The organism is Streptomyces sp. NPDC002888, assembly GCF_042888465.1.
Classification (GTDB): Bacteria; Actinomycetota; Actinomycetes; order Streptomycetales; family Streptomycetaceae; genus Streptomyces.
This window is the reverse complement of the sequence record NZ_JBIAPU010000021.1, coordinates 157,885-180,437: the sequence shown is the minus strand read 5'-3', so window position 1 is coordinate 180,437 and position 22,553 is coordinate 157,885. Positions and strand designations below refer to the sequence as shown.

The window sequence follows — 22,553 nt, the reverse complement described above, 5'->3', positions numbered from 1 at the left end:
GGGTGAGCCGGGCGACTGGAGCCGGACGCAACGCCAACCGCCGCCCACCGGGAGTGTGGGCGGCGTTTGGCGTTGCGGGGGCCAGCAGGTGGGTGGGGGGGGGTGGTCCGGCCCTCGGTTGGGGCGAGGGCCGGACCGTTCCACTGCCGGCCGGGACCGCTGGTGAGGCCGGATCAGTGGTTCTCGTTCAGGCCGTTGTCCTGGCCCGTGCCGGTCTGGTCGTTGCCCGCACCGGCTTCCTCACCGCCGACGCCCTGACCGGCGTCCTCGCCACCGACCTCCTGGCCGCCGACCTCCTGACCGGCGCCTTCACCGCCGACCTCCTGGCCACCGGCCTCTTCGCCGCCGACCTCCTGACCGGCACCCTCGCCGCCGACCTCCTGGCCGGCACCCTCGCCGCCGACCTCCTGGCCACCGGCGTCCTGGCCACCCGCGTCCTGGCCGCCACCGGCTTCCTCACCGCCGGCCTGGTCGCCCGCGCCGGCCTCCTCGCCGCCGGCCTGGTCGCCGGCACCGCCGGCACCCGCGCCGCCGTCGCCGAGGGTCGCACCGACCGCCTCCAGGGCGGTGGTGACCGGCTGGAAGAACGTCTCGCCGCCGGCCGTGCAGTCACCGCTGCCGCCCGAGGTGAGGCCTATCGCGCTGCCGTCCTGGGTGAACAGCGAGCCGCCGCTGTCGCCGGGTTCGGCACAGACGTTGGTCTGGATGAGGCCGGTGACCGTGCCCTCGGGGTAGTTCACCGTGGCGTCGAGCCCGAGGACCTGGCCGTCGGCCAGACCCGTCGTGCTGCCCATCCGGAAGACCTGCGAACCGACCGTCGCGTCCGCGGCCTGGGTGATCTGGACGGTCTGGTCGCCGAGATTGACCTCGCTCGGCGCCTGCGTGTTCGGGTCGTCGTACTTCACGAGCGCGAAGTCGCCGTCACCCGGGAAGGTGGCCTGGTCGACCGTGGCGATCGGCTGACCGCCCTCCGAGTCCGACCACTGCTCCGCCGCGACCCCGCAGTGACCCGCCGTCAGGAAGGCCGGGGAGCCGTCGCCCGCGGTGACGTTGAAGCCGAGCGAGCAGCGAGCGCCACCGGCGAAGATGGCGTCACCGCCCGACGCGAAGGTCTTGAACGTGCCGGCCGACTTCTTGATGGTCGCCATGTTCGAGCCGAGGCCCTGCACCGTGGACTCCAGCTGGTCCCACTTGTTGCCGGTGACCGTGGTGTCGGCGGTGACGAGGATCTTGTTCGTTCGGGGGTCGACGGCCCACGAGGTGCCCGGGATGGTCGCCTTCGTCTTCAGCGTCTGCGCACCGGCCTCGAGCTCGGCCATGCTGTTGTCGACCTGACGGACGGCCGCGCCCGCCTTCTTCGCCTGGACGATCACGTTGTTGTCGCCGTTCACGACGTTGACGACGAGCTGCTGCTTGTCGCTGTCGTAGTACGACCCGGCGAACGCGTCACCCAGCAGGTTCGCAAGCTGCGAGGCGAGGTCCGAGGCGTCCGCGGACTTCAGGGTCTTCGGCGCTGCGGCGTCCGTGGCGCCGTCCTGGGACGCGTTGGCGTTCGGCAGCAGGAGTGCCGCCGCTCCGAGCGCGGCCACGCTGCCCACCGCAATCGCGGCCTTGCGCTTCGGAATTCGCTTGTGACTCAAACTTCTCGACCTCCTGGGGGGACGGGGTCAGTGCTGCCGGGTCGGCAGCTCTCGTACAGCGGCGCCTGGATGGCTGTAGGTACGCAGGGGGTGCGTGGTGCGTTCAAAGCTGTTTGCCAACTGCTTTTGCGAAACACGGAATCGGCCATGGCACGGGCATGACGGACCGGCGGCGGGAACAATCCCCCATATGACGATGACCACCGCCGAAGCCGACAAGATCCTCACCGACAACTTCGCCCCTTGGGTCCTCGCCCTCGGCCTGTCGGTCGAGGCGCTCGGAGAGAACCGCGCGCTCCTGCGTCTTCCCTGGTCACAGGGGTTGGCCCGGGAAGGCGGCGCACTCTCGGGACAGGCGCTGATGGCCGCCGCGGACACCGCGACCGTGATCGCCGTCTCGGCGGCCCGGGGTGCCTACGGACCGATGACGACGGTTCAGCAGTCCACGTCCTTCCAGCGGGCGGTGACCGGTGCGGATGTCTTGATCGAATCGGTGCTGACCAAGCTGGGCCGCCGGATGGCGTTCGCCGACATCACGATGACCGACGAGAGGTCGGGCGAACTGGCCGCCCGCGCGAGCACGGTCTACGCGCTACTGGGCTGACGCCTACGCGGAACGGCCGGAATGACACGGTCTGCTACCAGTCAGTAACGATCGGTTCAGAACTCGGAGCGGAATCCCTGCTTCAGGGAATCTGCACATCGAATGCTCAACCAGGTCACCGGCGCCGACGGATCTGCACAACTCCGCGGCGCCGGACACGCCTTTGGGGCGGGAGTGTCTGATTCGCCGTCACTGCCCTGTGCGCTCCCGCACACCGCCACCGCGCCGCCTGTGAAGAAGTCGCTACCAGTCGGTGCGCATCTCTGCACGGATCGGCACCGCTGCGGCGCAAGTCCGCAGGTGAGACGGGTGGTTGATTGGATGCGTCGGCCGTAAACCTGCTTTGATCCATCGCATCGCAGGGACGCCGCGACGGCATCCGGAAACGGGGCCTGGCACCTGCGGTCGCGGCCGTCATCTGTCCCCAGAGGGGGCCGCTCCCCCCTTGTGAGATATCCATATGAAGGGAAGTTCCACCATGAACTCCACCCCCCAGGTTGAGACCGTCGAGATCTCCGACGCCGAGCTCGACAACGTCTCCGGCGGTCTGAACGTGAACGCCCTCGGCACCGTCACCGGCCTGGTGGACGGCGTCGCCCCGGTTTCCGGCCTGGCCGACACGGCCATCGGCACCGTCGAGGGTGTCACCGGCCTGAACACCGCCCCGGTCACGAACCTGGTCGCCGGTCTCTGATCGCGCCTCTTTGTACTGCTGAGTCCCGGAGCCGTTTCCCGGCTCCGGGACTCTCGGTCGTCCTCGCGCAGCCGACACGCGTGCGTGTCTCCTCGAAGTAGCCGACACGCGGTGCGTGTCTCTCGTCGCAGGTGAGGGAAAGTCCCGTGCAGTTCCGCCAACAGGCCCTCGCCAAGCTCCAGTCACCGGAGGAACTCGACCTCCCGGTGCGCTTCGCCCGCCCGCAGGGCTGGCTGGTGCTGTCGGTGACGCTGGTCGCCATCGCCGCCGCGTCCGTGTGGGCGGTGACCGGCTCGGTCGCCTCCACCGTGAGCGCACCCGCCGTCCTCACCCACGGGGAGGGCAGCTACATCCTGCAGAGCCCCGCCGCCGGCCAGGTCACGGCGATCCTCGCCAAGGAGGGCCAGCGGCTGCCGGCGAACGCCCCCGTCCTGAAGGTCCGTACGAGCGAGGGCGACACCGTGGTGCGCACGGTCGCCGCCGGACGGATCACCGCGCTGGCCGCCACGATCGGCCAGATCATCCAGACCGGCGCGAACGTCGCCGCCGTGGAGAAGGTGGCGCACGCCGACGATCCGCTCTACGCGACGGTGTACGTCTCCGCCGAGAACGCCTCCTCCATCCCGGACGACGCCGCCGTGGACCTGTCGGTCCAGACGGTGCCGACCCAGCAGTACGGCGTACTGCGCGGCCATGTGAAGTCGGTGGACCGCGCCGCCCAGTCGGCGCAGCAGATCTCCGCGTTCCTCGGCGACAGCCAGCTGGGCGAGCAGTTCACCAAGAAGGGCAGGCCGGTGGCCGTCCTGGTGCGCCTCGACACGTCGTCGTCGACGAAGAGCGGTTACAAGTGGTCGTCCTCCGGCGGCCCCCCGTACACCCTCGTCTCCATGACCATGGCCACGGGTTCGATCCGGCTGGCCGACGAGCGTCCCGTCGATTGGCTGCTTCCGTGACGACCGCCCAGGAATCCCGGAGCAGGCGCCGCGCCGCCCCGCCCAAGCGCACGGTTCCCAAGAGCCGTGGCAAGACCGTCCGCACCCCCACCGTCCTGCAGATGGAGGCCGTGGAGTGCGGCGCCGCCTCCCTCGCGATGGTGCTCGGCCACTACGGCCGGCACATCCCGCTGGAGGAGCTGCGCATCGCCTGCGGTGTCTCCCGGGACGGCTCGCGCGCCAGCAACCTGCTGAAGGCGGCCCGCAGTTACGGCCTGACGGCCAAGGGCATGCAGATGGACCTGGCCGCCCTCGCCGAGGTGAAGGCGCCGGCGATCCTCTTCTGGGAGTTCAACCATTACGTCGTCTACGACGGCATGGGGCGCCGCTTCGGCCGCCGCGGGGTGTACATCAACGACCCCGGCAAGGGCCGCCGTTTTGTGCCCATGGAGGACTTCGACGGCAGCTTCACCGGTGTCGTGCTGGTCCTCGAGCCGGGCGACGGCTTCACCAAGGGCGGGCGCCGGCCGGGTGTGCTGGGCGCCATGCCGGCCCGGCTGCGCGGCACCGCGGGCACCATGCCGGCCGCCGTCCTCGCGAGCCTGCTGCTGGTTCTGGTCGGCGCGGCCGTGCCCGCGCTGAGCCGTACCTATATCGACATGTTCCTGATCGGAGGTCAGACCTCCCTGCTGGGCGTGCTGTTCACGTCCATGGGGGCGTGCGTGCTGCTCACGCTCGTGCTGACCTGGGTGCAGCAGGCCAACCTGCACCACGGCCGGATCATCTCCTCCACCCTCTCCAGCGCCCGCTTCCTACGGCATCTGCTGCGGCTGCCGGTCACCTTCTTCGCCCAGCGCAGCCCGGCCGACCTGGTGCAGCGCCTCCAGTCGAACGACGCCGTCGCCGAGACCCTGGCCCGCGACCTCGCCGCGGCGGGCGTGGACGCGGTGGTCGTCGTGCTCTACGCGGTGCTCCTCTACACCTACGACCCGCAGCTGACGTACGTCGGTATCGGTGTGGCACTGCTCAACATCGTCGCCATGCGGGTCGTCATCCGGCTGCGCGCCACCCGCACGGCGAAGCTGCGCGCCGACAGCGCCCGGCTCACCAACACGGCGTACACCGGGCTTCAGTTGATCGAGACGATGAAGGCGACCGGCGGTGAGGACGGCTACTTCCGCAAGTGGGCGGGGCAGCACGCCACCACCCTGGAGGAGCAGCAACGGCTCGGGGTGCCGAGCGCGTGGCTGGGCGTGGTCGCGCCGACACTCGCGGCGCTGAACAGCGCGCTGATCCTGTGGATCGGCGGGATGCGGGCGATCGAGGGCCATATCTCGGTGGGCCTGCTGGTCGCCTTCCAGGCGCTGGTCACCCGTTTCACCGCTCCCCTGACCCGGCTGAACGGCGTCGCGGGGCGCATCCAGGACTTCGCGGCCGACGTGGCCCGGCTGAAGGACGTGGAGAACTTCCAGGCGGACCCGCTCTACGCCCGCTCCGGCGGCGCCGACTCCACGCGCCGGCTGCACGGCCATGTGGAGCTGGAGAACATCGAGTTCGGCTACAGCCCGCTCGACAAGCCGCTGCTCAGCGGCTTCGACCTGACGGTCGGCCCCGGTCAGCAGGTCGCGCTGGTCGGCGGCTCGGGCAGCGGCAAGTCCACGGTCTCCCGGCTGATCTCGGGCCTGTACACGCCCTGGGAGGGCGTGATCCGCATCGACGGACAGCGCCTGGACGACATCCCGCGCGGAGCCCTCGCGGCCTCCGTCTCCTTCGTCGACCAGGACGTCTTCCTCTTCGAGGGCACGGTCCGCGACAACGTGGCGCTGTGGGACCCCTCCCTCCCGGACGACGCCGTGGTGGACGCGCTGCGGGACGCGGCGCTGTACGACGTGGTGATGCGCAGGCCCGGCGGCATCCGCAGCCGGGTCGAGCAGGACGGCCGCAACTTCTCCGGCGGTCAGCGCCAACGCCTGGAAATCGCCCGGGCGTTGGTGCGCAGGCCCAGCATCCTCGTCCTGGACGAGGTGACCAGCGCGCTGGACGCCGAGACCGAGCAGGTGGTCATGGACAACCTGCGCCGGCGCGGCTGCGCCTGTGTGGTGATCGCCCACCGGCTCAGCACGGTGCGTGACAGCGACGAGATCGTCGTCCTCGAGCACGGCACGATCGTGGAGCGCGGGCGGCACGAGGAGCTGGTGGCGCGCGGCGGCGCGTACGCGGCGCTGGTCAGGGAGCGGTGAGATGACGACCCATCAGGATGGCGACCTCGTCCTGGGCGCCCTCGGCTCCCTGGGCGCCCGTGTGGACTGCACGGGCTTCAACCGCCTCGACCTCGAAGGCCCGCAGGTGCTGTGGCTGGTCGCGTCCGGCGCCATGGACCTGTTCGCGGTGGACGCCGAGCAGCAGGGCCACTGGCATCACCTCGGCCGTCTGGAGGCGGGCTCACTGCTGCTCGGCCCGGTCGCCGGCCCCGAGCACACCCTCGTGGCGCGCCCGCTCAGGGACTGCGTGGTGCACCGCATCGGCCTGCGCGAGCTGTACCAGCCCGCGGACACCCAGACCTGGTCGTACGACGAGTACGGCAACCCCCAGTACGTCCCGCCGACGACGAGCCCGCTGGAGTACGCCCTCGCCCTGGGCGTCGGCCGCAGCCTGTCCGTCCTCTTCCAGGCGCCGATGGCCACCGAGCGGGCCGCGGAGGTCACCGACGACGACGTGTTCTGGATGCAGGTGCCGCCCGGCAGCGTGCAGTACGGCTCGCTCTACGGCGCGGAGGCGGCCGCCGACCTGCTGATGGACCCGGCGGTCTGGCAGACCATGGTCGACCAGCAGTACCGTCTGCTGACCACGCTGGACCGCTGGATCGAGCAGCTGGAACGCACCCACGAGACCCGCACGGCCGCCGGCATCAAGGCGGGCGAGGCGGTCCGCGCGCAGGCAGACCGGACCCTGATCGCGGCCATCGGCAAGCGGTCGGCGCAGCGCACGACGGCCGCGGACGCGGACGCCACGTACGCCGCGTGCAAGCTGGTGGCCCGCGCGGCGGGGATCACGCTCGCCGAGCCCGCGCAGAGCGGCGCCGACAGCGAACGCCTCGACCCGGTCGAGCGGATCGCCCTCGCCTCGCGCGTCCGCGCCCGGGCGGTGCGCCTCGACGGCCGCTGGTGGCGGGAGAACGTCGGACCACTGGTGGGGCACCGGGCCCTGTCCGGGGCGCCGGTCGCCCTGCTGTGGCGGCGCGGCGGTTACGTCGCCGTCCATCCGGCGACCGGGCGGGAGACGCCGGTCGAGAAGGCCAACGCGGAGGAGTTCGAGCCGCGCGCGGTGATGTTCTACCGTCCGCTGCCCGAGCGGCGGCTCAGCCCGCTGCGGCTGCTGCGGTTCAGCATGCGGGGAACGCGCGGCGACCTGACCAACCTGATCGCCAGCGGGCTGGTTACCGTGGCGATCGGGGCGCTGGTGCCGATCGCGACCGGCAAGGTGCTCGGCGAGTACGTGCCGAAGGCCCAGCAGGGGCTGATCGTGCAGGTCTGTCTGGCCGTGATGGTCAGCAGCCTGGTCGCGGCCGCGTTCATGCTGCTGCAGAACCTCACCATCCTGCGTCTGGAGGGCCGTATCGAGGCGACGCTCCAACCGGCCGTGTGGGACAGGCTGTTGCGTCTGCCGACGAAGTTCTTCACCGAGCGCTCCACCGGTGAACTGGCCAGCGCGGCGATGGGCATCAGCGCGATCCGCAGGCTGCTCGCGGGCATCGGGCCCTCCGTCGCCCAGTCTGTCACCGTCGGCGCCATGAACCTCGGCCTCCTGCTCTGGTACAGCGTTCCGATGGCGATGGCGGCGATGGGCATGCTGGTCGTGATCGCGGGCGTGTTCCTCGGGCTGGGTCTGTGGCAGGTCCGCTGGCAGCGGCGCCTCGTCGTGCTCACCAACAAGCTGAACAACCAGGCGTTCCAGACCCTGCGCGGCCTGCCCAAGCTGAGGGTGGCCGCCGCCGAGAACTACGCCTACGCGGCCTGGGCGTCGGAGTTCGCCCACAGCCGTGAGCTCCAGCAGCGCCTCGGCCGGATCAAGAACCTCAACACGGTGCTGGGCACGATCTACCTGCCGCTGTGCTCCCTGCTGATGTTCATGCTGCTCGCGGGTCCGGCGCGCGGTGCCATGTCGGCCGCCGACTTCCTCACCTTCAACACGTCGGTGACGATGCTGCTCACCTCGGTCACCCAGCTGACCGGCGCCTTCGTCTCGGCCGTGGCCGCGCTGCCGCTGTTCGAGGAGATCAGGCCGGTCCTCGACGCCACGCCCGAGGTGCGCACGGCCAGCACCCGGCCCGGCCCGTTGTCCGGCGCGATCGAGGCCCGCCGTCTGTCGTTCCGCTACTCCGACGACGGTCCCCTCGTCCTGGACGACGTGTCGTTCGAGGTGCGGCCGGGCGAGTTCGTCGCGGTCGTCGGCCCCAGCGGCTGCGGCAAGTCGACGCTGCTCAGGCTGCTCATCGGCTTCGACAAGCCGGTCTTGGGCAGCGTGCTGTACGACGGCCAGGACCTGGCCGCCCTCGACCAGTCGGCCGTGCGCCGGCAGTGCGGTGTGGTGCTCCAGCACGCCCAGCCGTTCACCGGTTCCCTCCTCGACGTCATCTGCGGCACCGAGCCGTACACGCCGGAGGAGGCCCTGGCAGCCGCGGAGATGGCGGGGCTCGCGGAGGACATCAAGCGGATGCCGATGGGGCTGCACACCATCGTCGGCGGCAACGGCGCGATCTCCGGCGGGCAGCGCCAGCGCCTGATGATCGCCCAGGCCCTCATCCGCCGCCCGCGCATCCTCTTCTTCGACGAGGCGACCAGCGCCCTCGACAACGAGACGCAGCGCACGGTCATCGAGTCCACCCGCAAGCTCAACGCCACGCGCATCGTCATCGCGCACCGTCTGTCGACGGTCCTGGACGCCGACCGGGTCATCGTCATGGAGAACGGCAAGGTCGCCCAGCAGGGCCCGCCCGCCCATCTCCTCGCGGACACGGGCGGCCGGCTGCACGAGCTGGTGCGGCGGCAGCTGGCGTAGGGCCGCCGGTCAGGTGACCGGGCGTCCGTACTCCGCCCGGTCCGAGTGGTCCACGCCGTGTTCCGCCCAGCTGTACAGGTGCAGTTCGATGCCATCGGGGTCGTGAAAGGCCAGCAGCCGGCCGATGGTGGCCTCGATGACAGGCGAGTGCGGTACGCCGAGTGCATCGAGGTGGGCGGCCCGGGCCGCGAAGCCGACCGGGTCGAAGCCTGGCAGCCGTCCGCCGCCCGCCGGTGCACGCGGAAGGCGACCCTGCTGTCCCCGAGCCCGGGCACCTCACCCACCACACCCCGCAGACGCGGTCCGCGTCCGGGAACTCGTGGGCGCCCGCGAAGCCGAGGACGCGCCCGTACCAGTCGCGGGCCGGGCCAGATCGGTGACGGTGAATTCCGGCGAGCTCCGGCATGGCGGCCACACTGCTTGGTCAGCGGTCCTGCTGCAGAGGTCTTGCGTCAGGGGTCCTGCTCCAGATCCTGCGCGGAGCCTTCCCACAGCTCCGGCACCCGGCCCTCGTGACATGCCATCCGGGTCGCCAGGACCCGCAGGGCCGCCGCGAAGTGTGCCGGGGCGCGCAAAAACTCCATGTGGATGCCGGGGAACTCCGCCCACGGCGCGCCAGTCCGGCGGGCGATCTCGACCAAGGGGCCGGCGTAGTGGGTGCCGCGGTCCTCGGCACCGACCGCGAGAACGACCGGGAGCGGGGCCGACCGCAGCGCGGCCTCGTCGGGCCGGAAGTCCGCGAAAGCCCTCCCACTCGGTGCCGAAGAGGTGGTCCTGGTTGCCCAGGAACCGCTTGCGGAGGTCGTCGGGCCAGCGGTACGTCCCCTCGCCGCGCGTCGTCTCGGTGAACCGGCGTTCCGCCGCGGGGCCGCCGCCTCGCGCGTACAGCCCGGCCAGCTCGGGGAAGAAGCCGCGCGCCGGTCTCCCGCCGGCAGGACGTTGACGGCGGGCGGTTCATGGGCGATCAGCCCGGCGACCGCTTCCGGGTGCAGTGCGGCCAGTGAGGGCCCGATGATCGCGCCCCCGCTGTTGCCGAAGACCAGGGCCCGCCCGCGGGCCAGACCGTCGATCAGTGCGCGCTCCGTCCTGATTCCCGCACTCATCACGTCCGAACGACTTCCCCCCTGGCCCGGAGAACTCCGCCGGACGGCGCCCGAACGGGTGCCTACGAGACCCCTGCGGGCTTGACATGCCGGTCAGCGTGTACGGCGTTCGAGCGACATACGGAGCACCCGCCCGCCGTCGACCGTGACGTTCTCCATGGTGAACCGCGTGAGCGTCAGATCGCGGCGGAACGAGGGCCGGTCCCCGCTGTAGACGGCGAACCCCCGGGAGACCACGCTGGGGAGTTCCGGCGGCTGCTCGGCGGGCGAACCCATGAAAGCGACGGGGGTCTCACCGCGGCTCATGGCGTCGGTCAGGGAGTCGAACAAGGCGTCCTCGGAGACCCCTTTCACGGGAACCCTCTGCACACCGCTGTGCGGGCGGTGCTTGAGATCGCGCAGCACGTCGGCGACTGTGTCGACATCCGATTGGAACACCAGTCCGTCCGTCAGGAAGCTGTTGGCCAGGTCCCGCGCGAACGCCCACGTACGCGGATCGTCGATGAACGTGCTCGAGATCGCCACCGTGACGCGCGTCAGCGCACCGCCCGTCCCGCAGTCCATCTCGCACAAAACCTGTGGCCGGAATTCAGGGTTTCCCGGTCGGAACCGGACGATGCCGGAATCATCGGCACGAACCTGCCTGTCCACCTCCTCGAGATGGAACCATGAGAAGAACTCGGTGCGCACCGCACTGTCCACGCTCTCGCCGAAGCTACCGAAGGTCGGTACCCCCATGATGCTGCCCCGCCTTCCGGGGGCCGGCTCCGCGACAGCCGGTGACCCCCTGTTCCGACTCACCGACTACGACGTGCGCGCCCTGCCGACCCACCTCGTCGAGCTGGAGATGTCCGAGACTGCTCAATGGCTGCTCGCGCTGCGTCGATCGGACGGCACCAACGCATGGTATGCGACAAAGGCGGACCAAGTCGCCTATTTGGCAGACCTCCTGATGGTGCGACAGCTTGCTGCAGCCCGCGGGGAGTGGGGCTGGTGCGTCCGCCATGCCCTCGTCGAACGCGCCGTCCGGGACGCCGCCTCGGCCACTCCCCTGCTCCTCGGCACGCTCGTCGAGCGCGGTCTGATGCCGCTCGCGACGGCGTTGTCGAACGTGGAGACCGCGAGCGACCCGGCGGTCCGCGTCGAGGGCCGGGTCCGGCTGCTGCCCCATGTGGGCGACCAGGAGCGCGCCCGGCTCATCGAGGAGGCCTTGACCCTGGCCCGCAGCCGCGTGCGGAACCGCTCAAGCATCAGCGTGGAAGCCGAGCGCCCTCGCGCTCCCTTGGACGACCGTCAGCACTTGGACGTCGTAACCCGGCTCGCCGGCCTTCCCGATCTGCCACCGCAGGCGGTTTCTGAGCTCGTCTCGCTGGCGCGTGAGGCACCCACCTCGTTCGCCGCGGTCCGCGCACTCACCGTCGTGGCCGACCGCTTCCCGGACGAGGACGGGTCGCGGTCGGACCTCCTGGCCGAAGCGTGGTCGCTGGCAGGCGGCCTGGGCCGGTTCGATGGCCGACCGGAGGCACAGGCGTTCGTCGCGGCACGATTCCCCGGCCGGACGGGCCGCGAGCACGTGGAGGAAGCACTGTCCAGCATCCTGCACGTGCTGGAGGACTCCTCGGAGCGCCTCAGGTACGGGATCTGGGGTCCGTACATCGATTCGCCCAGGATCGGCCACTCACGGCTGCTGCGACTGGAGGCGTTCGCGGAACCGCTGCGTGTGCTCGCTCCCGTGCTTACTCCGGACGAGGTGAACACCGTGATGCACGGGCTCGTCGTCATGGATCCGGCGTACAGCGACTTTCCCATGATGGCGGTTCTGACGAGGGTGGCCGAGCTGGGTTCTCCCGAGTTCGCCTGGGATCTGACGCAGGCGTTCGGCCCGTTGACGGTGGCGGCCCTCGCGGTGCTCGGCGGGTCGCCCGCCGGTCTGCCGCCGGGAATCACCGCGAGCGACCTCGCCGAGACGCTTTCGGCGTCCGACGACGCTCAACTACACCTGCTCTCGCTGGTCGCCCTCGCACCGCTGCTCGGCCCTCCGCAACGGCGCGACGTCGTCGTCCGTGTCCTGCGCGAGACGCTTGACAAGCGGGCCGAGACCGAAGGGACCTTCGGGTTCCGGCGTGAGATGCTCAACCGGCTCGTGCCGGTGGTGCGCTCGCTGCCCTCGGAGTTGCGCGATCCGCTGATCGCCGGGCTCGACGAGGGCGACCCGCGGCTCGTGGAGGACGAGGAGGACGCCGCACTGCTCCTGAAGCCGCTGACGGACGTGCTGCCCACTCCCATGCTGGAGTTCCGGTGGTCCGCCACACGGTCCATCGGCCTGGACGACCACGTGGCCGACCGGTTCCGGCGCACGCCCACGGCCCAGTCGGCGCGCCGTCACGTCGGCCCCTCGCTCGACGACCGCCTCGCGCGTGAGGCGCTGCGCATCGCCGCGGCAGCACGCCCCCTGACACGCGCTCGGATGCTGATCTTTCTCGCTCCGCTGCTGAACGCGGACCACCGCGCCGAGGCACGTCGGGTGGCGCGGACCATCGACCTCGTCCACCTGCGCGCCGAGCCGTTGTGGCGGCTCCTGGAGCCCGAGAGTCCCAGACCCGCAGAACTCGTCACGGAATGTCTGCGAACCGTGTTCGACATCAGCGGCGGGCTGGCGCGCGTGCAGCCCCTCATCGACGACATGGCCGCCGGTCTGCGCTCGCCCGAAGGGACCAGTCCGGACGGGGAAGCGGTCCAGGTCATCGACGGCTTTCTCCGCGACGTGGGCCCGGTGGCGGACCTGGCCGCCGCCCTCCCCTTCCTGATCGCGCTGGACGGGGAGCGGGTACGCGAGCGGACCGCGGAGACGATCCAGGATCTCGCGTGCTGGTTCGGTGACCTGCCGAGTGCGCGGGTGCCGGCCACCCGCCCGCGGCCGGACGGACGACCGGAGTCTCCACCGTTGGTGCTGGAGCGACCCGTCGGCGGAGCCGAGTTGGTCGAGGCGGCCGTGGCGCATGGCGGCTGGGACGTCGTCAGCGCGGCTCTTGACGTCCTGCGTTCGATGGGCGAGGAGGCCACGGACGCCCTGCACCAAGCCGAAGGCCACATCGTCCGGCATCTCGCCGAGACGAGCGACGGAGCGAACGGCCCCGTTCACGCCGCAGAGGTGGAACTGGTCGAGGTCATCGCGGACGGCGCGCCGGCCCGGGAACACCGCCTCGAAGCCCGGGCGGCACTGCTGCGGCAGGCCGTCAGCACCGCCGACCGGTCCGCGGCCGAGGCCCTCCTGGCGCATCTGGCGGTCGACCTGGAGGGTGCGCGGGAAGGAGACGGCCTCTCCGAGGAAGCTCTGTTCCCGTTGTCCGCGGACATGATCCAGGCCGAAATCCTGCTGTACCGCACCGAGGCGGCGACTCGCCGACTCCGCGCGCTGCTCGCCGGGCCGGGACCCTACACACCCCTCATGGGCCGGCTTCTCACGCGCGCGGTCACCACCCTGCGGAACGAGGGAGACGCGAACGCCGTCGGCACACAGGGTGCACTCGACGCCTACTTCGACTTCGTCCAGGTACACCATGAGGACTACGCCCTCCAGGAGGACGCCGGGCGCCTGCTGCGCGACCTCGTCGTGACCGACGCGGCCGCCGGACGCCGCGTCGACCCCGCTGCCCTGTGGCGCTTGGACAACCTGGCCGACGCGGACGATCCGGACGAGACCGTGCTGCACGCCCTCGCCGTCGACGCCTGGTGCGCGGCCGCGGCGGCGGCCGACCCCGACGGCGTCCTCGTACCGCTGGACAGGGCGTTCGCCCGGTGGCACCGGCATCCCGAGGTGGAGGCCTGCTCCGAGCGGTTCGTCGACACCGCACTGGCCGTCGGTGAAGCGGCGCGCAACGCCCGTGCCCTGCGGGTCGCACCCCGGGCCGCCGCTCTGGCCTTCCGGGTCGCGTCGCGGCTCGGTGATCCCGTGCGGCTGGCCCGGGCACGGAAGCTGCTGACCCCCCGCCCCTGACCGGATGTGTTCGCGCATCAAGGCTGTTGGCATGAAAAACGCTGATTTCCTCATCGACGAGTCGTCGTCCGGGCACACTTGGCGCACGACGACGGCTCGGCGAGGTCGGGGCGCGGGAACCGGGGGTCTGATGGCGAAGAAGCCACTGCGGGACATGGTCGTGTTGTTGCCCGGGATCACGGGAAGTGTCCTGCGCAGCGAGGGCCGGGACATCTGGGGCCCCTCCGCCGGGGCCCTGTGGTCGGCGCTGACTGCTCCGGACGAATGGCGGGACCAGCTGTCACTCCGTGACGGCGACCCCGGTGCGGTGACGGCCTCGCGGCTCATGCCCGACGCCCACCTCGTGCCGGGGCTCGTCAAGATCGACGGTTACTCGTCGCCGGCCGCCCTCATCCGTGACACGTTCGACGTCGTACCCGGCTCGCCGGACCAAGACGCGCCGGCCAACTACATCGAGTTCCCCTACGACTGGCGCCTGGACAACCGCGTCTCCGCCCGGCGGCTGGCGCAGGTCGTGGACGGCGCGCTGCGCCGGTGGCGGAAGCACAGTCAGGCACCCGACGCGCGGGTCATCTTCCTGGCGCACAGCATGGGCGGCCTCGTCGCCCGCTACTACCTCGAGGTTCTCGGCGGCTGGCGCACCTGTCGCGCACTGATCACCTTCGGTACCCCCTACCGGGGTTCGCTGAACGCCCTCGACTTCCTGGCCAACGGCTACAAGAAGCTGTTCGTCGACCTCACCGAGGTGATGCGGTCCTTCCCGTCGGTGCACCAGCTCCTGCCCGTCTACCGCGCCCTTCGCGTGGGCGACGAGTACGTGCGCGTGGCCGAGACGGACAAGGTTCCCGGTGTCGACCCGGTCCTGGCCGCAGACGCGCTCGCCTTCCACCGGGAGATCGAGGCCAAGGTGACCGAGCATCTCGACGACGAGGACTACAGGACCGGCGGATACACCGTCCTGCCGGTGGTCGGCACCCACCAGAAGACCCGGCAGTCCGGGACGCTGACCGGCGCCCGTGTCGAGGTGAGCTCACGCCTGCCGGACTGGATCGACCCGTTGCTCGACGACGGCGACGGTACGGTGCCTCGCGCCTCGGCCACTCCCATCGAGCTGTCGGACGCCCATCGCGACACGTTCGTCGCGGAGCGGCACGGATCGCTGCAGTGCAACCCCACGGTCCTGACGGACCTGCGGGGGCGGCTGGAGCAGTCCCAGGTGCGGGGTCTGCGCGAGATCCGAGGGCCGCGGGAGAGCCCGCGCGCGGCAAAACGCCCCGCCCTGGCCCTGGACATCGACGACCTGTATCTCGCCGGTGAGCCGGTCGTGCTGCGGGGCCGGTCGATCGGCCCCGCTCCCGACGAACCCGTACGGGCCGTCGTCCAACCGGTGGTCCACGGCCGGGCACCCGCCCCGTTCACCGTCGAGCCGGTCAGCAGCACGGGCGGTGGGCGCCTCGAACTGCCGCAGCTGCCACCGGGGCTGTACCGGGTCGAGGTGCGCACGGCGAAAGCCGGCCCCGACGCACCGCTGCCCGTCCACGACATCTTCGCCGTGGCGGGAGTGGAGCGATGACGCCGGACGACTCGCTGCTCGCCTGGCCGCCCTGGCCGCGCGCGGACGAGCGGGGACTCGTGCGCCACGTCACCGCACGGGCCGCCCGCTGGCTGAGCCTCGACATCGCACCCTTCGACCTCTCGGACCGGCCGGACCGGTGTCGTGAGGTCGCCGCGGCGATCTACGACAGCCTGTGCCGTCGCAACATCCGCTACGCGCTGGAGCCCTACCACCCCTCCGACGCCCTGCAGACGATCCGGAGACCGCCCGAGGTGCTCGTCTCGCCCAGGGAGGGGACCTGCCTCGACCTGGCCGCCCTGTACTGCGGCCTGTGCCTGGCACACGAGCTGCTGCCGGTGCTGGTGGTGGTCGAGGGGCACGCGTTCGCCATGGTGTCCACCACGCACGGCCTGCGCGACTGGAACGCCTACGATCGCCCCGGCCGTGCCCTGTTCGAAGCGGGGCCGGTCGGCGACGCCGCCGCCCTGCGTGAACTGGTCGACAGCGGGTCCTACCTGGCCGTCGAATGCACCGGCTTCGCCCACAGCAACCTTCTCGCCCCCGGATCGGACCTGCCCGAGGCCCGGCATCGCGAGGACGGGCTCCTCACCTTCGACCGGGCCGTGGCGGCCGGCCGAGAGCAGCTGAACCGGCCGGAACGGCCACTGCGGTTCGCGGTCGACGTGGGGCTCGCCCAGTACGGCTGGCGCTTCGAACCGCATCCGCTCGAAGCCTTTCCCGGGGCCTACGGGACCGACATCTTCCGCGTACTCGCCCAGGCGCAGGGGCCACTGGCACGCGAACTGCAGGCGCTGGACGTCGAAGCATACGTCCTTGATCACACCCGGGCGTTCGTCGGCCGCGACTTCGTGTTCCAGGCCGTCGACCAACTGGTCGCCGACCCCGGGTTCCGCTCCGGCTACATCCTGATCCGCGGCGAACCCGGCATCGGGAAGACCTCGCTGCTCAGCCAGTTGGTCAGGACGCGTGGGTACGTCCACCACTTCAACATGGCCCAGGGACGCGTCGACAGCACCCGTGCATTCCTGGCCAACGTGTGCGCGCAGCTGATCATCCGCTACGAACTCGACCACACCTTCCTGCCGCCCGAGGCGACCACCGACAGCGCCTTCCTGAGCCGGCTCCTGGCCGAGGCCTCCGCCAAGGCGGGCGACCAGGCAGTCGTGGTCCTGATCGACGCACTCGACGAGGCCGAGGACGAAACCCTGGCCCCACGGGCCAACCGGCTCTTCCTGCCCAAGGTCCTGCCCGACAACGTCTTCTTCGTACTGACCTCCCGCGAACAGATCGGCTACCAGCTCGTGGTCAACCGCCGCGAGGACATCTATCTGCGCGACGACGACCCCCGCAACCTCGACGACGTCCGAACCTACGTCTCCCACTACCTCGCCACGCACCCGGACATGGCACCGCGTGTGGCGGCCTCAGGTCTCTCGGCGGAAGAGTTCCTGGAGATCATCACCGACAAGAGCCAGGGCAACTTCATGTACCTGGTGTTCGTCCTCGACGACATCCGTACGGGCCGGATCGTGGTCGAGACCATGGACGACGTCCGCAACCTGCCCACAGGCCTGCTCGCGTACTACGACCAGCACTGGAAGGCCATGCGTGCGCACGACACCGCCAGGTTCGAGAGCGTCTACGAACCGGTCCTGCGGATCCTGGCCACCGTGCGCGAGCCGGTCGCCCTGCCGGCCGTCGAGGAGTGGACGGGTGTCGAACCGGCGAGGATCCGCGACGTCCTGCGCGACTGGCGCCCCTTCCTCAACGAGACGCATACGGAGGCCGGCGAGCCGCTGTACCGCGTCTACCACACGAGTTTCCAGGACTTCCTCGCCGAGGAGGGCGTGGGCCTCAGGCCCTACCACAAAAAGATCGCGATGACCGCGCTGAGCAAGATCCCCGGCTTCACGTGGGGCGGGGCGACGCCTCCCGGGTCCGCGTAGGACGGAGAGGCGGGGCGCGTGGGCGGTGCACGGACCGACGGGTTGACCGAGTACGAGCTCTCTCATCTCGTGGCCCACCTGGCCGTGGCGGGGCGGGAAGGCGACGTGCACACCCTGCTGCGCCACGAGAAACCGGACAGGCGGAACTTCTGGCACGCCGCCAAGACCCGGGCCGGACAGACCGGCGGATACGTCGCGGACCTGAAGCGCGCCCGGGCGCTGGCGGAGGAGGACGCGGAGCACCCCGGCTGCGGGAACCTGGGGCGGCAGATCCGCTACGCGTTGATGATCGCATCGATGCGCAGCCGCGCGAGGAGCACGCCGCCGGGTTTCCTCGCCGTACTCGCGGGAGCGGGGGCCATGCCCGTCGCCGAAGCCCTCTCCCGCCTCGCTCAGGTGCCGGAGGAGGACATCCGGGTAACGGGGTTCGACCTGCTGGCCGCCTGTGTGGGACCGGAGAGCCTGGGCGAGGTCCTTTCGGCCGTAACGGCGTCGGGCGACGACGAGGCGCGCGAGCACGCCCTGAAGGACGTGGTGCCTCGTCTGCCGCCCGAGTTGTTGCCCCGCGTCGTGGAGATGCTGGGACCGGGAGACGAGGGGACCACGTCCATCCTGTCGAAAGTCGTGATCCGCTACGCCGAAACGGGTGCGTTGGCGGAGGCCCTCGACCTGCTCGGCCGCTTTCCCGTGGGCTACCCCTGGTCGGCGGATCGTGCCGAGGCGGAACTCCAGGTGGCCGCGCGGCTGGGCAGGGACCGGGTCGGCCGGTTGCTCGCGGTGCCGGGGAGCCTGTGGTCGCTGCTGCGTTCGCCGGAAGGCCTCTCCCGTCTGGCGGGGCAGTGGTTGATCGTCCCTCCCGATCCTTGCCGCAGACGCCCGGGGCAACGGGGCATCCATCGCATCTTCCTGCCACCGCACTTTCTTGGACGGTTCCTTCGCCTGCTGCCGGAGGAACTGCGCACCGAACTCGACGCCGTCGCGGTCGCCGTCGCGCTCGACGATCCGAGCCTGCGAGTGGAGTTGCTGGCACAGGTCATCCCGTGGCTTTCGCCGGTGGCCCGGAACACCGCCCTGGAGTTCGCCGTACAGCAGTGCGAGTTGGTTCCGACCGAGGCCATCGACGAACTGGGTTCGTGGAATCCCCAGGAATGGGCGAGGGCCCGTCTCGCGCCGCTGCTCTTCGAGCACGGGCGACCGCAGGAAGCCGTAACCCAGGCACAAGCCGCGTTCGAGGCGTCACTCGCCCAGAGCGGAGCCGTGACCTACCTCCCCGACGGATTTTGGGCGGGCACCGTTCTGTTCCGTCTCGCACAACGTCTCGAACCAGAGGCTCGCGAGCGGATCACTCAGGACGCACTCGACCGGGCCCTGCGTTCGGACGAGCGCCCGGTCTGGATGTCCGACGTGATCCCCTGGCTTCCCGAACCCCTGAGGACGGAGACCGCCGCCCGGGCATGGGCCGAGACGCGGAGTCTCGAGCCGTTCGGGGCGGCGTGCGTCCTGATGGAACTCGTGCCGCTGCTGCCGGAGGAGGATCGCTTGTCCGCCCTGCGGGAGGCGTTGGCGCGGGATCCGCAGGAAGTCCTCGCCGCCAACGACCTCAGTGCCGACGTGAGGGCCCACCGGCTTCACTCCTGCCTCGCCGTACTCCGGCCGGACGAGCGGCAGGAGTTCCTGGGCGCGGCACACCGGGCCGCCGAGGCCATGGAAGGGGTCTCCGAATCTGTCAGTGTCAGATCCTCGGTCGGCCCGTACCGATCAACCGCGAACGTTCCCCACAGAACCTTCCTGAGGCCGGAGGCGCTGCTGACGGTGGCCGCGTGCCTGACGTGGGACGAGCGGCCCGCGATCGTCGCCGAGGCGTTCAACAGGCTGTACGACGACGTGTGGGCAGCGGATCTGCCCAACTATCTGCCGTGGCCGCTCTTCGAGGAACTCCCCGACTACCCCGAACCCCTGCTCGCGGGCATGCTCGCGCTGACCGAGCAGTGCGGCGACTTCGTCGAAGTGACGGTCCGGCATGCCGTTCCGCTCGCCGCCCATTTCGAAGGCCCACTGCGGGCGGAGCTCCTGGCGGTCCTGCCCGACCTGCCCGACGAACTGCGGGCGCAGGCCGCCGTTCTGCTCAGCTGTGCCTTCGCCGAGACGGACGACCTTGATGCGGCCCTCGAAACCCTCGCTTGTGTTCCGGACGACGCCGAGCGGACCGAGGCCACCGCGGTGGCCCTCGAGTTGTACGCGGCGCAGGGCGAACCCGAACGGGTCCTGCATGAGATCGACGCGGTGGGCGAGAAGGAGGGCACCAGCATCCTGCGCGCCCTCATGGAGAGGGCGTCGCCGGAAATGTGTTCCCTCCTGGTCTCCGCGGCGCAGACCATGTCTCCCCAAGGGCACGGCGAAATGCTCCTCGCCGCGGCCGAGCGGTTGTCCCGCCTCGGCCGTGTCCAGAAATCGCTCGAATGCGCCCAGCGTGCGTGGGACCTGGCGATCGGAGTCGGTGCAATTCCCGCACTCGACGGGATCGGGACGACTCTCCCCTGGTGGGGCGACAAGTGGCTGGCCGCCGAGGCACTTCGTCTGCTCGTACGGGGACAGCCTGCCGCCGGGCAGCGGAATCGGCTGCTGCTCGCCAGGACCCTGGCCACGGCGGACACGCTCTTCATCGGCAGGTACGCCGTGCTGCGCGGCATCGCCCGCTGGCTCCCGGCGGACATGAGCGACGTGGCGGTCCGCGAGTCCGACAAGGTGGCCGACGCCCTGCAACGGAGTCTGCTTCTCGCCGCGTTGGCCCGGGACGACACCCGGCAAAAGCGTCACGCGGCGGAGGCCCTGCGCCTCGCCACCCGGCAGCGCAACGGGTTTCAGCGTGCCCGGTCACTCGATGACGTGGCCGCGGTCCTCCCGCTGAGCCTGGTTCCCCGGGCGCTGCGGCTGATCGGCAGGATCGCGGACGAAGAACACCGGGCCGAGGCCGCCAGAGGGTTGGCCAGGCGTCTCGTGGAGCTCGGATCCGTGTCGCCGGCCGTTGACATCGTGATGAGCCTGTCGGCGAATCGCCGGGGGTGGGACGAGGGAAGCCCCCGCGAGACCGCCGCGGACGGGCTGCCCCAGGCTCTGCTCCGTCACGGCTTCCTCGCCGAGGCCGAGGCCGTCCTGGACCAGTTGCCCCAGCGCAACGGCTGGGAGGAGTCGCCCCGCACCGAGGCCCTTCTGGAGATGCTCCCCGAGCTGACGGTCCGCGACCCGGACACCGCCTGGCGGCTGATCTGTTCCATCGGCGACCGGCGGGACGATCTGACGCAGGGTGTGGTCGTCTTCGCAACGCACGTCCGCGACGTGCCGTCCAGACTCCGGTCCTGGAGATCGATCCTCCGGCACGCGTCCGACGCGACGCGGGACATCGCCTCGGAACGTCTCTACGCGGCGCTCCCGCTCACCCTTGCGCTCGGCGGCAGCGAGGCTGCGGCGCTCCAGGCGCAGGCGTTGCGGGACGTCTCCCGATGGTGGCCGTGAGGCACGGCACGCCCCCGGGTGTTCAGTGATCCCAGGGGCCGGCGGGCGGCCCCACTCCGCCCGGCCGGCCCCTGGGTGCGAGATCGCGATGCGCCCCCGCGTCAGTGACCCGCACTCCCCACCTGCGGGCCTCTCGCGGCGTTCACGGGGAGATCGCGACCCCGGTCTCAGAACGCGAAGAGGCTGGTCCCGTAGGAGCTCTTCACGCACTCGTTGGCGAAGGTGCGCTCGTAGGAGACGCGCTTGCCCTGCCAGACGCCGTCGACGGTCACGACGACCGGGTCGTACTGCTTGGTGCACGCCACGCCGTCCGGGCTCCCCAGGGCGTCGAAGTCCCCTTCGGCACTGCGCAGTTCGGCGCAGGCCTGGGCGGCGGCCGGGTGGGTGCCGGAGGGCCTGGGGGCGCAGGTCAGGGTGACCGCACGGGCCGGGTCGGCGAGGGCCGAGCTGTCTCCGTGAGCCACGGTCAGGACGAGCGCCGAGGGGGCGTAGAGCGAGGTCGGGGCGGCGTGGGCGGGTCCGGTGAGGGGGCCGTATACGGCGGTGGCCGCGAGGCCGAGGGTCGCTGCCCAACGCGCGGTGTTCCGCATTGTGTGCATCCTTCCGCTTGCTTCGAGGGTGTGCCGGATCCGACTCGGTCGGTGCCGGAGCGGCGAGCGCGAGTCTGCCGAGTCCGCCGTCGAATCTCACATCGAACCCACGGGTTTCAGTAACCTTGCGTATTGAATCAGTGGCGTGAAGTTACAGAATTCGAACGTTCCAACGCCGGAAGCAAGCGCTTCTTGATCCCTATGACGGGTCGGATGGCCGGTTTCCGCCTGTTCGTTAATCGTCCTGAAACATTCCGCTTCTGCTCTCAGCAGACCGCTCCGCACCCCCTTGTGTTCATGCTCCGGACGAGTAATCGTCATTACATGATTACGACAGAACAGCGTGAGAAGTTGCGCGGATGGTTCGCGGGCCGACTGCCCGACGACCTCTTCGAGGAGCTGACCGAGGTGACGGTCGACCGCGAGGAGATCACCGTGATCGGCCGCATCCCCGAACCCCGGCTGACCGAGGACGCCTCGGTCGCCGAGCGGGAGGCGGCCGTGCGAAGCCGCATCCAGGAGTTCCGGGAGCGCACCCGGGAGGCCCGGATGGCGGTGGCCCGCGAGGCCGAGCACCGGTTCGACCGCAAGGTCTCCTGGGGCGTGGTGTGCGACGGGGAACGCGCCCTGTTCACGCATGTGGCGGCGCCCGTGATGACGCGGCTGCGCCAGCCCGAGCGCCAGGTCCTGGACACCCTCATCGCCGGGGGCGTGGCCCGTAGCCGCAGCGACGCCCTCGCCTGGTGCGTCCGGCTGGTCCAGCAGCACACCGACGACTGGCTCACCGAACTGCGGGACTCCCTGGAGCACGTCCAGCGGGTGCGGGCGCAGGGACCGGACACGGAGGCGGAGCAGAAGGATCGACCGGCCGAGGGAGAGTGACTGTCAGACCCCTCCGCC

Annotated in this window: 14 protein-coding genes; 10 read left to right on the top strand and 4 right to left on the bottom strand. The window is 70.7% G+C overall.

Going from position 1 to position 22,553, the window contains the following annotated elements; translation table 11 throughout:
- Nucleotides 1-173: 173 nt before the first annotated feature.
- Nucleotides 174-1,640, bottom strand: coding sequence for a S1 family peptidase (locus ACFYWX_RS31295; RefSeq protein WP_389427804.1), 1,467 nt, complete (start codon nucleotides 1,638-1,640; stop codon nucleotides 174-176).
- Nucleotides 1,641-1,830: 190 nt separating this feature from the next.
- Here ACFYWX_RS31295 and ACFYWX_RS31290 point away from each other — a divergent pair, with 190 nt between their 5' ends.
- The 5 genes from ACFYWX_RS31290 (at nucleotide 1,831) to ACFYWX_RS31270 (ending at nucleotide 8,928) form a co-directional block, all read left to right on the top strand.
- On the top strand, nucleotides 1,831-2,244 hold the full coding sequence (locus ACFYWX_RS31290) for a PaaI family thioesterase (protein WP_389427802.1): 414 nt from the start codon (nucleotides 1,831-1,833) through the stop codon (nucleotides 2,242-2,244).
- A 478-nt stretch (nucleotides 2,245-2,722) separates the two neighbouring features.
- Nucleotides 2,723-2,938, top strand: a complete 216-nt coding sequence (locus ACFYWX_RS31285; protein WP_389427800.1) for a type A2 lantipeptide — start codon at nucleotides 2,723-2,725, stop codon at nucleotides 2,936-2,938.
- A 146-nt stretch (nucleotides 2,939-3,084) separates the two neighbouring features.
- Nucleotides 3,085-3,891, top strand: coding sequence for an HlyD family efflux transporter periplasmic adaptor subunit (locus tag ACFYWX_RS31280; protein WP_389427798.1), 807 nt, complete (start codon nucleotides 3,085-3,087; stop codon nucleotides 3,889-3,891).
- Entirely contained in the window at nucleotides 3,888-6,110 is a 2,223-nt protein-coding gene (locus ACFYWX_RS31275; protein ID WP_389427796.1) for an NHLP family bacteriocin export ABC transporter peptidase/permease/ATPase subunit, read from the top strand. Before ACFYWX_RS31280 ends, ACFYWX_RS31275 begins: the two co-directional genes overlap by 4 nt.
- A 1-nt stretch (nucleotide 6,111) precedes the next feature.
- A complete protein-coding gene (locus ACFYWX_RS31270; RefSeq protein ID WP_389427794.1) occupies nucleotides 6,112-8,928 on the top strand; it encodes an NHLP bacteriocin export ABC transporter permease/ATPase subunit in 2,817 nt (938 codons plus the stop codon).
- A gap of 452 nt (nucleotides 8,929-9,380) precedes the next feature.
- Here the strand turns inward: ACFYWX_RS31270 and ACFYWX_RS31265 are convergent, their stop codons facing one another.
- Both ACFYWX_RS31265 and ACFYWX_RS31260 read right to left on the bottom strand, forming a co-directional pair.
- Nucleotides 9,381-10,031 carry an alpha/beta fold hydrolase gene (locus tag ACFYWX_RS31265; protein WP_389427792.1) on the bottom strand — a complete coding sequence of 217 codons (651 nt, stop codon included), beginning with the start codon at nucleotides 10,029-10,031 and terminating at the stop codon, nucleotides 9,381-9,383.
- Nucleotides 10,032-10,124: 93 nt separating this feature from the next.
- Nucleotides 10,125-10,721: a hypothetical protein gene (locus ACFYWX_RS31260; RefSeq protein ID WP_389427790.1), complete on the bottom strand. Its 597-nt coding sequence runs from the start codon at nucleotides 10,719-10,721 to the stop codon at nucleotides 10,125-10,127.
- Here ACFYWX_RS31260 and ACFYWX_RS31255 point away from each other — a divergent pair.
- The 4 genes from ACFYWX_RS31255 to ACFYWX_RS31240 are packed head-to-tail and all read left to right on the top strand — an operon-like array spanning nucleotide 10,714 to nucleotide 21,063.
- Nucleotides 10,714-14,028, top strand: a complete 3,315-nt coding sequence (locus ACFYWX_RS31255; RefSeq protein WP_389427788.1) for a hypothetical protein — start codon at nucleotides 10,714-10,716, stop codon at nucleotides 14,026-14,028. The genes ACFYWX_RS31260 and ACFYWX_RS31255 overlap by 8 nt on opposite strands.
- A gap of 31 nt (nucleotides 14,029-14,059) precedes the next feature.
- Entirely contained in the window at nucleotides 14,060-15,601 is a 1,542-nt protein-coding gene (locus ACFYWX_RS31250) for an esterase/lipase family protein (protein WP_389427786.1), read from the top strand.
- Nucleotides 15,598-17,550 (top strand): AAA family ATPase, encoded by a 1,953-nt coding sequence (locus ACFYWX_RS31245; RefSeq protein ID WP_389427784.1) that lies wholly within the window; start codon nucleotides 15,598-15,600, stop codon nucleotides 17,548-17,550. Before ACFYWX_RS31250 ends, ACFYWX_RS31245 begins: the two co-directional genes overlap by 4 nt.
- An 18-nt stretch (nucleotides 17,551-17,568) precedes the next feature.
- On the top strand, nucleotides 17,569-21,063 hold the full coding sequence (locus ACFYWX_RS31240; RefSeq protein ID WP_389427782.1) for a hypothetical protein: 3,495 nt from the start codon (nucleotides 17,569-17,571) through the stop codon (nucleotides 21,061-21,063).
- A gap of 167 nt (nucleotides 21,064-21,230) precedes the next feature.
- Here the strand turns inward: ACFYWX_RS31240 and ACFYWX_RS31235 are convergent, their stop codons facing one another.
- Nucleotides 21,231-21,653, bottom strand: a complete 423-nt coding sequence (locus ACFYWX_RS31235; protein WP_389427780.1) for a subtilase-type protease inhibitor — start codon at nucleotides 21,651-21,653, stop codon at nucleotides 21,231-21,233.
- 324 nt (nucleotides 21,654-21,977) lie between these two features.
- On the opposite strand from ACFYWX_RS31235, the gene ACFYWX_RS31230 reads away from it, so the two are divergent.
- Complete coding sequence (locus tag ACFYWX_RS31230) at nucleotides 21,978-22,535, top strand: hypothetical protein (protein WP_389427778.1); 558 nt, start codon at nucleotides 21,978-21,980, stop codon at nucleotides 22,533-22,535.
- Nucleotides 22,536-22,553 lie beyond the last annotated feature (18 nt).

Excerpts from the sequence above, each read along its gene's own strand:
- ACFYWX_RS31290 (WP_389427802.1), top strand. The coding sequence starts at position 1,831 with ATGACGATGACCACCGCCGAAGCCGACAAGATCCTCACCGACAACTTC.
- ACFYWX_RS31265 (WP_389427792.1), bottom strand. The coding sequence starts at position 10,031 with ATGAGTGCGGGAATCAGGACGGAGCGCGCACTGATCGACGGTCTGGCC.
- ACFYWX_RS31250 (WP_389427786.1), top strand. The coding sequence starts at position 14,060 with ATGAAAAACGCTGATTTCCTCATCGACGAGTCGTCGTCCGGGCACACT.
- ACFYWX_RS31270 (WP_389427794.1), top strand. The coding sequence starts at position 6,112 with ATGACGACCCATCAGGATGGCGACCTCGTCCTGGGCGCCCTCGGCTCC.
- ACFYWX_RS31235 (WP_389427780.1), bottom strand. The coding sequence starts at position 21,653 with ATGCGGAACACCGCGCGTTGGGCAGCGACCCTCGGCCTCGCGGCCACC.
- ACFYWX_RS31245 (WP_389427784.1), top strand. The coding sequence starts at position 15,598 with ATGACGCCGGACGACTCGCTGCTCGCCTGGCCGCCCTGGCCGCGCGCG.
- ACFYWX_RS31230 (WP_389427778.1), top strand. The coding sequence starts at position 21,978 with ATGATTACGACAGAACAGCGTGAGAAGTTGCGCGGATGGTTCGCGGGC.
- ACFYWX_RS31285 (WP_389427800.1), top strand. The coding sequence starts at position 2,723 with ATGAACTCCACCCCCCAGGTTGAGACCGTCGAGATCTCCGACGCCGAG.